Here is a 12,651-nt window from a genome sequence, read left to right as displayed (position 1 = left end):
GAGGAGTAAGAGAACTACCTCCCCGGCGTGCCGTAGCCCGGCGGCGGGGGAACGTTGCCCGGGGTCGGCGTGATCGGGGTCTGCTGCGGCATCTGCGAGGGCAGCGGCTCGTTGCTCACTGTCGGCACGATGTCGCTGGTCGAGGCGACGCGGCCGGGCGCCATCTGACCGGTGGTGCTGATGTAATAGCCGGCGACGGCGTTGGAATTGTCGCCCTCGGTCTTCTCGGGCACGTCGACCATGCCGACCCGCTCGCCCTGGTCGTCCAGGCGGTAGCCCTGGTTGTCGAGCTTGTAGTTGGCGTTGTCGATGCGCGTGCCGCCTGCCTCGACGCGGTAGGACGCCGGCTGCTTGACATCGACATAGTCGGGACGCGGCAGCGGATCGCATGCCGTCAGCGCCAAGCCAGCCAGCGCCGCAGCCATCAGAACTCTCGCTTCCATCAATCCACTGTCCCCCGCTGCAAAATGCGGCCGTATCATAGCGGATTGCGGCCACGGGGCAAAAGAGGCCCACCACCGCACGCGGCGTGCAGCGATCAGGCGGCTTTCTTCAGGACGCTGTCGCGCAGCTCGCGGCGCAGGATCTTGCCGACATTGGTCTTGGGCAGATCGTCCCGGAACTCGATGATTTTCGGCCGCTTGTAGCCGGTCAATTGCTGAGCACAGTAGGCTGCCAGGCTCTCCCTGGTCAGCGCCGCATCCTTCTTCACCACGAACAGCATGACCGCCTCGCCCGAGGCCTTGTCGGGCACGCCGACGGCGGCGCATTCGAGCACGCCAGGATGGCTGGCGACCACCGACTCGATTTCGTTGGGGAACACCTTGAAGCCCGAGACGACGATCATGTCCTTCTTGCGATCGACGATGCGTATGTAGCCGCTCGCATCCATCTCGCCGACGTCACCCGACTTGAAGAAGCCGTCCGGCGTCATGACCAGCGCCGTCTCGTCCGGCCGCTGCCAGTAGCCCTGCATGACCTGCGGGCCGCGGATGGCGATCTCGCCGGCCTCGCCCATCGGCACATCCCTGCCCTGCTCGTCGAGGATGCGGATCTCGACATTGGGCAGCGGCAGTCCGATCGAGCCGGTATAGACTTCCGAGTCGGTCGGGTTGCAGGTCACTCCCGCCGAGGTCTCGCTGAGACCGTACCCTTCGCAGATCGGGCAGCCGGTGATCGCCAGCCATTTCTTGGCCACCGCCTCCTGCACCGCCATGCCGCCGCCGTTGGAGATGGCGAGCTGCGAGAAATCGAGCTTCGCGAAGTCGGGCTGGCTGGCGAGGCCGTTGAACAGGGTGTTGACCCCCGGGAAGATGTTGATGCGGTACTTGGCGAGCTCGGCCACCGTGCCCTTCATGTCGCGCGGGTTGGGGATCAGGATATTGAGTGCGCCGGTGCGCAAGCCGAGCAGGCCGCAGGTGATGAACGCGAAGACGTGATAGAGCGGCAGTGCGCAGACGATGGTGAACTGCCCGCTGAGCTGCTTGCGCCTGAGGCCGGGCTGCATCCAGGCCTCCGAGGCGAGCAGGTTGGCGACGATGGTGCGATGGAGCAGCGTCGCACCCTTGGCCACGCCGGTCGTGCCGCCGGTGTATTGCAGCACCGCGACGTCCTCGGGCTGGAGCGCCGGCCGCGCATAGGCCGACGATCGGCCGGTGGAGATCGCGTCCTTGAAGGGCGTGTGCCCGGGCAGCGACCAGGCCGGCACCATCTTGCGCACCGTGCGGACAACGAAGTTGACGATCAGCCCTTTCGGGAAGCCCAGCAGGTCGCCCATCGCGGCGACGACGACGTGCTTTATCGGATGCTTTCCGCGGTCCAGCGCCTGCTGCAGGGTGCCGGCGAAGTTCTCCAGCACGATCACCGCTTCGGCGCCCGAGTCGCCCAGCTGATGCTCGAGCTCGCGCGCCGTGTAGAGCGGGTTGACGTTGACGGCGACGAAGCCCGCCCGCAGCACGGCCGCTACGGCGACCGGATACTGCAGCACGTTGGGCATCATGATCGCGACGCGCGCACCCTTCTTCAGGCCCCTGCCCTGCAGCCACGCCGACAGCGCCTTGGAGAGCGTGTCGAGCTCGCCGAAGGTGATGGCCTTGTCCTGGCAGACATAGGCCTTGCGGTCACGGAACCTGTCGAAGCTCTCCTCGAGCAGCGAGACGATGGTCGGATAGACCGAGGGATCGATGTCCGCCGGGACACCCGGCGGATAGCTCTTGAGCCAGAAACGATCCATACGTGTTTCTTCCCGCTTTTGCTTTCCTCCCCAGCTTCGCTGGGGAGGTGTCGCCGTCATGCGGCGACGGAGGGGTCATGGTCTTCCGGACCGTGAGCGTCTCGCTCGCCCACGGTCCGGAAGATCGTGACCATGACCCCTCCGTCCGCGTATGACGCGGACACCTCCCCACGCAAAAGCGTGGGGAGGAAATCTGCTAAGCCGCCTGCAACCCCTGCGCCACGGCGTCCTCGACCTTCTGCAGCCAGACGAACTCGAGGCTGTTGCGCACCTCTTCCGGGATGTCGTCGAAGTCGCGACGGTTGCGCGCCGGCAGCATCACGCGGGTGATGCCGGCGGCGGCCGCCGCCACCACCTTCTCCTTGATGCCGCCGACCGGCAGCACCAGGCCGCGCAGGCTGATCTCGCCGGTCATCGCGGTGTCGTTGCGCACGGTGCGGCCGGTCAGCAGCGAGGCGAGCGCCATGTACATGGCCACGCCGGCGCTCGGACCGTCCTTGGGTGTCGCCCCGGCGGGCACATGGACATGGATGTCGGTCTTCTCGAGGGCGCCGGCCTCGATGCCGAGCGCGGAGGTGTTGCTCTTGATCAGGCTGAGCGCGGCCTGCGCGCTCTCGCGCATCACCTCGCCCAACTGGCCGGTCAGGAGCAAGCGGCCGCTTCCCGGCGAGCGCGTCGCCTCGATGAACAGGATGTCACCGCCGACCGGCGTCCAGGCCAGCCCGGTGGCCACGCCGGGCACGCTGGACCGCATGGCGATCTCGTTCTCGAAGCGCACCGGCCCCAGCACCCGCTCGAGGTCGGCGACGGCGATATGCTTCTTCTCCGTTGCCCCTTCGGCGAACTCGACCGCGACGCTGCGCAGGGCGCGTCCGATCTCGCGCTCGAGATTGCGCACGCCCGCCTCGCGCGTGTAGCCGTCGATGATGCCGCGCAGCGCCGCATCGTCGATCTCCACCTGATCCGACGTGAGGCCGTTGGCCTCGAGCTGGCGCCGCACCAGGTAGCGTCGCGCGATCTCGAGCTTCTCGCCCGCAGTGTAGCCCGACAGGGCCACGATCTCCATGCGGTCGCGCAGCGGGCCAGGAACGGTCTCGAGCATGTTGGCGGTGCAGATAAACACCACGCGGCTGAGGTCGAACGGCACGTCGAGATAGTTGTCGCGGAACGTGCCGTTCTGCTCGGGATCGAGGACCTCCAGCATGGCCGCGGCGGGATCGCCGTGGATGCCGGTGCCCATCTTGTCGATCTCGTCGAGCATCATCACGCAGTCGCGCGCGCCGGCCTTGCGGATCGCCTGGATGATGGTGCCCGGCAGGGCGCCGATATAGGTCCGGCGATGGCCGCGGATCTCGGCCTCGTCGTGCACGCCGCCCAGGCTGACGCGCGAGAACTTGCGCCCCATGGCGCGCGCGATCGACTGGCCGAGCGACGTCTTGCCGACGCCGGGCGGCCCGACGAAGCACAGGATCGGCGCCTTGCCCTCGGGTGCCAGCTTGCGCACCGCGAGGTACTCGACGATGCGCTTCTTGATCTTCTCCAGGCCATAATGGTCGGCGTCGAGGATGCGGCGCGCCTCGGCGATGTCGATGTCCTTGTGCTCCGGCGGCGCCCACGGCAGCTCGAGCAGAGTGTCGAGGTAGGTGCGGATCATGCCGTACTCGGCGGCGGCCTCGGGCGTGCGCTGCAGGCGGCGCAGCTCCTTGCGCGCTGCCGCCTCGACCTCGGCCGGCATCCTGGCCTCGACGATCGCCTTCTCGAGGTTGGCGAGCTCGGCCTTGTTGGAGCCGTCCTCGCCCAGCTCGCGCTGGATGGCGGCCATCTGCTCGCGCAGCAGGACCTCGCGCTGGCGCGAATCGAGCGACTGCTTGGTGCGCGCTCCGATCTCGGCCGACAGGCGCAGAACCTCGAGCCGGCGCGCCAGCAGGCTGGAGACCTTCTCCATCCGCGGCCCCAGGTCGATGGTGGCGAGGATCTCCATCTTCTCGGCCGGCGCGGCGTCGAGATAGGTCACCGCGAGATCGGCCAGCAGGCCGGGCGACGTCGTCGCCTCGATGGTTTGGCGCAGCTCCGGCGGCACGCGCGGCAACAGGTCGAGCACGTCACGGATCTGCTCCTGCAGCAGGACCATGCGGGCTTCGATCTCGGGTCCCGTGGTCGTCGGCTCCGGAACGTGGATGCCGCGAGCCAGGAGGAACGGATACCCGGTGACGAATTCCGAGATGCTGTAGCGCTGCACGCCCTGGCAGATCAGGTGATGGCCGCCTTCCGGGCTGGTCACATACCGGCCGATATTGGCCACGGTGCCGATGCGATAGAGGTCATCCGGCCCGGCATCGTCCTTTTCGGGGTCGCGCTGCAGCACAAGCAGGATCTGGCGTTGCTCGCGCACCGCCTGCTGGGCGGCCGCGATCGAGGCCGGCCGGCCGAGCGTGATCGGCAGCACGATCTCGGGAAACAGAACCATGTTGCGCACCGGCACGACGATCAGGGCGTCGGTCGGCAGCGGCTTCATCGCCTGGTCGGCGGTGGCGGCGTCGGGCGGGCTCACGGCTGCACCTTCGTCGCCTGAGACAGCGGCGCCTTGACCAACTGGATGACCACGCAGCCGTTCGATACCCCGGTGCGCGGCTGCTCGTAGCGGCCGGGCGGGATGGGAACGCGGCGCTCGAAGCGGCCCTGCGGCAGCTCGAGCCGATGGATCGTCGCGGTGCGCAGCTCCTGCGGCAGCACGCGCTCGCCCGAGAGCGTGAGCACGCCGCCCTGCAGGCTGAGCCTGATCTCCTTGGGGTCGACGCCCGGCAGCGCGACCAGGATCAGCACCATGGAGTCGGTTTCGAGCACGTCGGCCGGCGGCTCCCAGCCGATACCGCGCTGCGAGGCCTGCGGCGGATTGAAGACGGTGCGGTTCAGGCGTTCGGCACGGGCCAGCATCTGCAGCGCCTCGGCCCACATCCACTTTCGGGGATCATCGGTCATGTCCGCCAATATAGGGAAGTTTTTGCGCTTGCCCATGTCCGGCCGGCGCGTCCAGCATGGCGTCCATGCAATTCGGACTATTCGGCGGCGCGCGCACCAAGCCTTCGACCGGCCTGGAGGACAGCCAGGGCTACGAAACCTTCATCGACTATGTCGTCGAGGCTGACCGCCTGGGCTTCCGCCACTTGTTCATGGTCGAGCATCATTTCACCGGGCAGGGCCAAGTTTCCTCGTCGATGACCGTGCTGGCCTACCTGGCGGCCAAGACCCGCAACATCCGCCTCGGCACCGCCGTGGTGGTGCTGCCGTGGCACAATCCGGTTCTGGTCGCCGAGCAGGTCGCGACACTCGACCTGCTGACCGGCGGGCGCGTCGATCTCGGCGTCGGCAAGGGCTATCGCAAAGCCGAGTTCAGCGGCTTCTGCATACCGATGGACGAGGCGACCGAGCGCTTCGACGAGGCCATGGAGGTGATCCGCAAGGCGTGGACCAGCGAGGGCCGGTTCAGCCATCACGGCAAGCGCTGGCACTACGAGAACATCCTCGTCGAGCCGGCGCCGCTGCAGCGCCCGCACCCGCCGCTGTGGCTTGCCGCGGGCAGCCTCGACAGCGTGCGGCGCGCGGCGCGCGAGGGCTACAACCTGCTGCTCGACCAGCTCGCCCAGACCGACCAGATCATCCGCCGCATCGCCCTGTTCCGCGAGGAGTGCGAGCGCGCCGGCCGGCCCTACTCGCCCGACATGGTGGCGACGGCCCGGGCTCTGCAGATGATCCACAGCGAGGGCGAACGCGAAGCCGCCTACCAGACGCGCCGCCGGACGCTGAGCGTCATCGGCGACCTCGCGCGCGACAAGCTGCCCGACCGCGTCGAGGACGACACCGCGCCCCTGCTCGGCACGCCCGACGAGGTGATCGCCCGCATCCGCGAGCTCGGGGCGGGCGGCGCCACCAACCTGCTGCTGGTCGATCCCAACGCGTCGGTCGGCAACCTGCGCGCCTTTGCCCGCGAGGTCATGCCGGCCTTCCAGCCCAGCCCTGCCGTCGCCGCGGATTGAGCTTTCATCTTCCTCCCCCGTCATCGGGGGAGGCATTCGCGGCGGACGGTTCCATCGCATCGCAAAGCGCTCTAGGATCGAACCACGCAAATCACAAAGGACAGGGAGGAAGTGTCCATGCGTATCAAACGTCGTACTCTTGGCAAGCTTGCCGCCGCCGGCGCGGCCACCGGCTTCGCCGGCAGCGCCAGCGCGCAGGGCAAGCCGCTCACCATCGGCTTCGGCATGGCGCTGACCGGCGGCCTCGCGCCCAACGGGAAGGCGGCGCTGCTTTCCATGCAGATCTGGGAAGAGGAGATCAATGCCAAGGGCGGCCTGCTCGGCCGGCCGGTCAAGCTCGTTTACTACGATGACCAGTCCAATCCCTCGCAGGTGCCCGGCCTCTATACAAAGCTGATGGACGTCGACAAGGTCGACGTGGTGGTGAGCGGCTACGCCACCAACATGATTGCGCCGGCGATGCCGGTCGTCATGCAGAAGGACCGCACCTTCTTCGGGCTGTTCGGCTTGGCCGTGAACTCCGAGTTCAAGTATCCGCGCTACTTCTCGGTCCAACCGGCGGGCGGGCCGAAGCCGAAGGAAGCCTTCGCCGAAGGCTTCTTCGAGGTGGCGATGGCCCAGAACCCCAAGCCGACGACCCTGGCGATGACCGGCGCCGACGCCGAGTTCCCGCGCAACGCCATGGAAGGCGTGCGCAACATCGCCAAGAAATACAACCTGAAGATCGTCTACGACAAGACCTATCCGCCGGCGACCGCCGACTACACGCCGCTGGTGCGCGCCATCGCCGCGACCAATCCCGACATTTTCTTCGCCTCGTCCTATCCGCCCGATTCGGTGGGAATCATCCGGGCGTCGAGCGAGACCGGCTTCAAGCCAAAGATCTACGGCGGCGGCATGGTCGGCCTGCAGGCGACCGCCATCAAGACGCAGCTCGGGCCGCTGCTGAACGGCATCGTGGTCTACGATTTCTGGTTGCCCTGGGCAGGCTTCGCCACCGATGCCGCCCGCGAGTTCCTGAAGAAGTACCAGGCGAAATCGGCGGCCGCCGGCGTCGACCTGCTGGGCTATTACCTGCCGCCGTTCGGCTACGCCATCATGCAGGTGGTCGAGCAAGCCGTGATCGGAGCCGGCGGCACCGACGACGCCAAGCTCGCCGATTTCTGCCGCAAGAACACCTTCAAGACGATCGTCGGCGACATCAAGTTCAACGCCGAGGGCGAGTGGACCGAAGCGCAGGTCCTGGCGGTCCAGTTCCAGGGCGTCAGCGGCAACTCGGTCGACCAGTTCCGCGATCCCAAGACCGAAGTGATCCTGTGGCCGACCAAGTACAAGACCGGCAACATCATCTATCCATACGACCCGAAGAAGTGACAGCGGACTTCCGTCCGCTGTCATCCCGAGCGTAGCGAGGATCAAGGCCCTCCTCCCCAGCTTCGCTGGGGAGGTGTCCGCGTCTTCGCGGACGGAGGGGTCATGAGTCCCAGGAGAGACGGCGGGGCCGATGGCTCATGACCCCTCCGTCGCCGTAAGACGGCGACACCTCCCCAGCGAAGCTGGGGAGGAGATTTATGCCCCGAGATAGAACTCGCGGATCATGTCGTTGTTGTTCAGCGCCTCGGCCGACTCGCCCTCGAAGGCGATGCGGCCGTGCACGATCACGTAGCCGCGGTCGGCGATGCGGATCGCCTGGGTGAAGTTCTGCTCGGCCATCAGCACCGTCAGGTTGTAGCCTTCCTTGAGCTCCTTGATCTTGTCGATCGTGCGACTGACCAACAGTGGTGCCAGGCCGACCGACGGCTCGTCGATCAGCAGGATGCGCGGCGCCGACATCAGCGCCCGCGCCAGCGCCAGCATCTGCTGCTCGCCGCCGCTCATGCTGCCGGCCAGCTGGCCCGACCGCTCCTTGAGGCGGGGGAACGTCTCGAAGCAGAAGTCGAGATTGCGCGCGATCGCCGACCGGGCGGTCGGCCGGAAGGCGCCGAGCATGAGGTTCTCGGTCACGGTCAGCTTGGGGAACAACCGCCTTCCCTCGGGCACGAAGCCGATACCGAGATCGACGATCTCCTCGGTCGACCGGCCGACCAGCTCGTGCACGGTGCCCTCGATCTCCGCCTTGATGCTGCCGGCCGACGGCCGCACCATTCCCATGACCGATTTCATCAGGGTCGATTTGCCGTTGCCGTTGGTGCCGAGCAGGGCCACCGTCTCGCCGGCGCCGACGCGCAGCGACACGTCCTCGATGATTCGCACCGCGCCATAGCCGGCGTGGATGTTGGCGAGGGTGAGGCTACTCTCCAAGGTAAGCTCTCACGACTTCGGGATCGCGCACCACGTCCTTAGGGGGGCCGTCGGCGATCTTGCGCCCGGCCACCAGCACCGCCAGGCGCTGCGAGACCTCCATCACGGCCCGCATGATGTGCTCGATCATGATCACGGTCACGCCCTGCTCGTTGAGGCGGATCAGCAGCGCTATGATCTCGTCGACCTCGTTGTGCGACAGGCCGGCCATCACCTCGTCGGCAATCAGGAGCTTAGGCTCGGCCGCCATGGCGCGAGCCAGCTCGAGCTTGCGCATCTCGATCTGCGTCAGATCGCGCGGCAGCCGATCGGCCTTGCCGGCCAGCCCGACCTCGCCCAGCAGGTCGCGACATCGCGCGGCAATCGCCTCGCCGCCAATAGCGCCAGCACCGCCCCGCGCGTTCACCGCATAGAGGATGGGTATGCGCAGGTTGTCGGCCAGCGACAGGCTGCCGAACGGGCGCGGAAGCTGGAAGCTGCGCGCCAGGCCGCGGCGCGTGCGTTCATGCGCCGACAACCCGTCGAGCGCCTGGCCGTCGAAACGGACGCTGCCGGTTTCGTTGCGCAGGGTGCCGCAGATGCAGTTGACCAGGGTCGACTTGCCCGAGCCGTTGGGGCCGATCAGGCCGAGGCGCTCGCCGTTCTGCACCTCGAGCTCGATCGCCTCGAGGGCGACGAAGCCGCCAAAGCGCTTGCCCACTCCATCGACATGCAGCAGCGCCGTCATCTCTTCCTCTGGAACAGGCCGACGATGCCTTGCGGCGCCACGATGACGAACACCACCATCAGCACGCCGGCGACCAGCACATTGACGGCCGAGGAAATGGTCACCCGCAGATACTCCTGCAGGCCGCCGACCAGCACGGCGCCGACGATCGGACCGACCCAGCTTCCCATGCCGCCGATCAACGGCATGGCGATGGCGTTGACCGCGTAGTTCAGGCTGAAGCCCGAGGTCGGGTCGAGGTAGGTGACGTAGTAGGGCAACGGGGCCCCCGCCATGCCCATGAAGCCGCCGGAGAGCGTGGTCGCGATCAGCTTCAGCCTGAGCGTCGGGACGCCCGAAGCCTCGGCCGCCGCCTCGTCGTCTCGAATGGCGGCGAAACCATAGCCCAGAGCCGAGCGTTCGATGCTGCGCGCCGTCGCCAGCACGACAACGCACAGACCCAGCATGATCAGGAACAGGTACTGGACGTATTCGCCGCCGATCAGCGGCGCCACGCGAGGGCGCAGCACGTAGGCGCCGCGCGCGCCGCCGACGAAATCCCAGTTGGTGATCAGCGTCTGCACGACCACCGCCAGGGCCAGTGTCGCGATGGAGAAGAAGACCCCGCGCAAGCGCAGGGTCAGGTAACCGGTTCCGAGGCCGACCAGGCCGGCCAGGATACCGCCGACCAGAACCATGATGGGCAGCGGCAGCGCCGGCACGAGCTTATGCAGCACCACCGTCGAGTAGGCGCCGATGGCGAAGAACGCCGTGACGCCGAAATTCACGTAGCCGGTATAGCCGCCGAGGATGTTCCAGGCGGTGCCCAGCACGATGTACTGGACCACGACATAGGCGGCGAAGAAGGCGTAACTGTTGTTGATCCACTTGCCGCAGGCGAAGATGACCGCGGCGGCCGCGATCAGGCAGAGGATGAACGGTACCCCGCGCATGCCGGGGGTGACCAGCTTATCGGCCAAGGATACCACTGGGCCGTACCGCCAGAGTGATGAGCAGGATGCCGAACGCCACGGCAGGCGCCCAGGACGGGCCGAAGAACGTGGCGGTCAGGCTTTCAGCGATGCCCAGGGTGACGGCCGCTATGACCATGCCAGGGAAGCTGCCGAGCCCTCCCAGGACGACGATGGCGAACACCCGGCCGATATATTCGCGTCCGATCGACGGCTCGATCGGCTGGATGATGATCAGGAAGGCGCCCGCCAGAGATGCCGTCGCGATCGACAGGCCGAAGGCGATACGCTTGATCTTGACCGGGTTGGCCGCCATCAGCCGCAGCGCCTGCTGGTCCTGCGCCACCGCCTGGATGGCCCGCCCGATGAAGGTGCGCGACAGGAAGGCTTGCAGCGCGACCACCATGAGCATCGAGACCAGGAAGGGCACCAGCAGGCGCAGCGGCAGCTCGAGAAAGCCCAGATTGATATTGGCGCCGATATAGGACGCCTGAACCAGGCGATAATCGACGCCGAACACCAGCACCAGGCTCACTTCGGTGATGAACAGGATGCCGAAGAAGAACGACAGGCCGCGCAGCGACTGGTCGTCCCGTCGCTCGAACGCGACGTAGTAGACCTGATAGGCCAGCATGCCGAGAAAGTAGAACGCCGGCGTGGCGATCAGGGCGGCCAGGATCGGGTCGATGCCGAACACCGTATTGCCGATGAAGGCGACGTAGGAGCCGAGCAGGATGAAAGCCGGATGGGCGATATTGACCACGTCCAGCAAGCCGAATGAGATTGCCACGCCCATCGACACGGCCGCATAGAACCCGCCGAGCAGCAGACCCGAGATGACAGCGTTGAATAGCAGATCGGCCGAACCATCCATGCGGTCGATCAACCCGTCGATGCGGCGTCGCCGCGAGCCTGCGCTGGCATGCACGTCTCTCCCACGAAACCGGCGATCGTCGCGTCGCCTTCAACAGACAGTGTGCGCCAAGCGAGCGATCCTTGCCTAGCGATTTTTCGCAGTCGTTTCGCGAGGCTGCATAGTGCGGACGTCTCTTTCATTTCCCTCCCGTGGCGCCGCAAACAGCGCCACGGGAGGAGGGAGAGCACTCAGTTCCCGATCAGCGCCTGGTAGACCAAGTCACGCATCAGGTAGCGATAACGCAGGCGGGCCGCCGGCGATTGCATCATGAACACCACGTACATGCGCTCGCGCGGGTCGTGCCAGAAATAGGTGCCGTAGGCGCCGCCCCAGTAGTAGTCGTTGGGCGAGCCGGGCAGCGGGCTGCGGCCCTGGTCGTTGCGCACGGCGAAGCCCAGCCCGAAGCCCTGCCCCATGCGCGCGCTCGGTTCCAGCGCCTCGAAGCGCCACATGTCCTCGCCCATCCTGATGTCGGGCGGCAGGGCGTCAGCCGTCATCAGGTCGATCGACTTGCGCGACAGTAGCCGCACCCCGTCGAGCTGGCCGCCGTTGGCGAACATCTGCAGGAAGCGCGCGTAGTCGGCCGCGGTCGATACCATGCCGCCACCGCCCGATCGCCAGACGAATTTCTCGGTGACCTCGGGGACCGATGGCAACTCGTTCTTGGGCCCCTCCTTCATCGGCCTGGCGCCACGCGCCTTCTTGTCGGCGCCGACCTCGAAGGCGGTATCGCCCATCTTCAGCGGCTTGGTGATGCGTTCCTCGATGAACTTGTCGAGCGGCATGCCCGAGGCGACCTCGACGACGCGGCCCAGCACGTCGGTCGACATCGAGTATTCCCAGGTCGTGCCGGGTTGGTACAGCAAGGCGAGCTTGGCCAGCTTGTCGGCCATCTCGGCGTTGGTCTGGCCGCGGTCGTTCACCTTCATGTCGAGATAGGATTGCTTCACCACGTTGGCGCCCAGCGCGCCGTAGGTCAGGCCCGAGGTGTGGCGCATCAGGTCCTGCACCGTCATCGCCCGGACCTGCGGCTGGAGCGTGTACTCGACCGTGCCGTCTTCCTTCTTCCTGGGCACCGAGACCTTGGTGTCGGCAAAGGCCGGGATGTAGCGCGAGACCGGATCGGCCAGCGTGATCCTGCCCTCCTCGACCAGCAGCATCGTCGCCACGCTGACGATCGGCTTGGTCATCGACGCGATGCGGAAGATCGTGTCGTTGGTCATCGGCACCTTCGCTTCCTTGTCGCGGAAGCCGAAGGAATCGAACATCGCCAGCTTGCCGTTGCGCGCGATCAGCACCACGGCGCCCGGCAACTCGTTGTTCTTGACGCCTTCGTTGAGGCGATCGGACAGTCGCTTGAGGCGGGTGGATACGAATCCCACCTCCTCGGGCGATTGCGCCTTGGGAATCCCCTGCGCGCCGGCCGGCAGCGCAATGCTCATCGCCAGGGCGGCCAGGACGGACGCACGAATACTCGACATCGGATTTCC

At 66.7% G+C, this 12,651-nt stretch carries 11 protein-coding genes; 2 read left to right on the top strand and 9 right to left on the bottom strand.

What is annotated here, in order from left to right:
- Window positions 1-14 precede the first annotated feature (14 nt).
- The 4 genes from ACILR9_RS20755 to ACILR9_RS20740 form a co-directional block, all read right to left on the bottom strand.
- The gene (locus ACILR9_RS20755; protein WP_395711866.1) at window positions 15-443 is read right to left on the bottom strand and encodes a hypothetical protein; all 429 of its coding nucleotides are present in this window, start codon (window positions 441-443) and stop codon (window positions 15-17) included.
- Between the two features lie 95 nt (window positions 444-538).
- Window positions 539-2,233, bottom strand: coding sequence for a long-chain-fatty-acid--CoA ligase (locus tag ACILR9_RS20750; protein WP_395711865.1), 1,695 nt, complete (start codon window positions 2,231-2,233; stop codon window positions 539-541).
- A 196-nt stretch (window positions 2,234-2,429) separates the two neighbouring features.
- On the bottom strand, window positions 2,430-4,748 hold the full coding sequence (lon, locus tag ACILR9_RS20745; RefSeq protein ID WP_395711902.1) for an endopeptidase La: 2,319 nt from the start codon (window positions 4,746-4,748) through the stop codon (window positions 2,430-2,432).
- Between the two features lie 32 nt (window positions 4,749-4,780).
- Window positions 4,781-5,212, bottom strand: a complete 432-nt coding sequence (locus ACILR9_RS20740) for an Hsp20/alpha crystallin family protein (protein ID WP_395711864.1) — start codon at window positions 5,210-5,212, stop codon at window positions 4,781-4,783.
- Window positions 5,213-5,277: 65 nt separating this feature from the next.
- Between ACILR9_RS20740 and ACILR9_RS20735 the strand changes: the two genes are divergently transcribed.
- Complete coding sequence (locus ACILR9_RS20735) at window positions 5,278-6,267, top strand: LLM class flavin-dependent oxidoreductase (protein ID WP_395711863.1); 990 nt, start codon at window positions 5,278-5,280, stop codon at window positions 6,265-6,267.
- Window positions 6,268-6,384: 117 nt separating this feature from the next.
- Entirely contained in the window at window positions 6,385-7,641 is a 1,257-nt protein-coding gene (locus tag ACILR9_RS20730; protein WP_395711862.1) for an amino acid ABC transporter substrate-binding protein, read from the top strand.
- A gap of 195 nt (window positions 7,642-7,836) precedes the next feature.
- On the opposite strand, the gene ACILR9_RS20725 is transcribed toward ACILR9_RS20730, so the two are convergent.
- The 5 genes from ACILR9_RS20725 to ACILR9_RS20705 form a co-directional block, all read right to left on the bottom strand.
- Window positions 7,837-8,568 (bottom strand): ABC transporter ATP-binding protein, encoded by a 732-nt coding sequence (locus ACILR9_RS20725; protein ID WP_395711861.1) that lies wholly within the window; start codon window positions 8,566-8,568, stop codon window positions 7,837-7,839.
- Window positions 8,558-9,295, bottom strand: coding sequence for an ABC transporter ATP-binding protein (locus ACILR9_RS20720; RefSeq protein WP_395711860.1), 738 nt, complete (start codon window positions 9,293-9,295; stop codon window positions 8,558-8,560). Before ACILR9_RS20720 ends, ACILR9_RS20725 begins: the two co-directional genes overlap by 11 nt.
- A complete protein-coding gene (locus tag ACILR9_RS20715) occupies window positions 9,292-10,254 on the bottom strand; it encodes a branched-chain amino acid ABC transporter permease (RefSeq protein ID WP_395711859.1) in 963 nt (320 codons plus the stop codon). Before ACILR9_RS20715 ends, ACILR9_RS20720 begins: the two co-directional genes overlap by 4 nt.
- Entirely contained in the window at window positions 10,244-11,173 is a 930-nt protein-coding gene (locus ACILR9_RS20710) for a branched-chain amino acid ABC transporter permease (protein WP_395711858.1), read from the bottom strand. Before ACILR9_RS20710 ends, ACILR9_RS20715 begins: the two co-directional genes overlap by 11 nt.
- Window positions 11,174-11,349: 176 nt before the next feature.
- On the bottom strand, window positions 11,350-12,642 hold the full coding sequence (locus ACILR9_RS20705) for a serine hydrolase domain-containing protein (protein WP_395711857.1): 1,293 nt from the start codon (window positions 12,640-12,642) through the stop codon (window positions 11,350-11,352).
- Window positions 12,643-12,651: the final 9 nt, after the last annotated feature.

Source organism: Reyranella sp., from assembly GCF_044224635.1.
GTDB lineage: Bacteria > Pseudomonadota > Alphaproteobacteria > Reyranellales > Reyranellaceae > Reyranella.
Note: the sequence above shows the minus strand (reverse complement) of the source record. Positions and strands in the feature narration are given on the sequence as shown.

Excerpts from the sequence above, each read along its gene's own strand:
- ACILR9_RS20755 (WP_395711866.1), bottom strand. The coding sequence starts at position 443 with ATGGAAGCGAGAGTTCTGATGGCTGCGGCGCTGGCTGGCTTGGCGCTG.
- ACILR9_RS20750 (WP_395711865.1), bottom strand. The coding sequence starts at position 2,233 with ATGGATCGTTTCTGGCTCAAGAGCTATCCGCCGGGTGTCCCGGCGGAC.
- lon (WP_395711902.1), bottom strand. The coding sequence starts at position 4,748 with ATGAAGCCGCTGCCGACCGACGCCCTGATCGTCGTGCCGGTGCGCAAC.
- ACILR9_RS20740 (WP_395711864.1), bottom strand. The coding sequence starts at position 5,212 with ATGACCGATGATCCCCGAAAGTGGATGTGGGCCGAGGCGCTGCAGATG.
- ACILR9_RS20735 (WP_395711863.1), top strand. The coding sequence starts at position 5,278 with ATGCAATTCGGACTATTCGGCGGCGCGCGCACCAAGCCTTCGACCGGC.
- ACILR9_RS20730 (WP_395711862.1), top strand. The coding sequence starts at position 6,385 with ATGCGTATCAAACGTCGTACTCTTGGCAAGCTTGCCGCCGCCGGCGCG.
- ACILR9_RS20720 (WP_395711860.1), bottom strand. The coding sequence starts at position 9,295 with ATGACGGCGCTGCTGCATGTCGATGGAGTGGGCAAGCGCTTTGGCGGC.
- ACILR9_RS20705 (WP_395711857.1), bottom strand. The coding sequence starts at position 12,642 with ATGTCGAGTATTCGTGCGTCCGTCCTGGCCGCCCTGGCGATGAGCATT.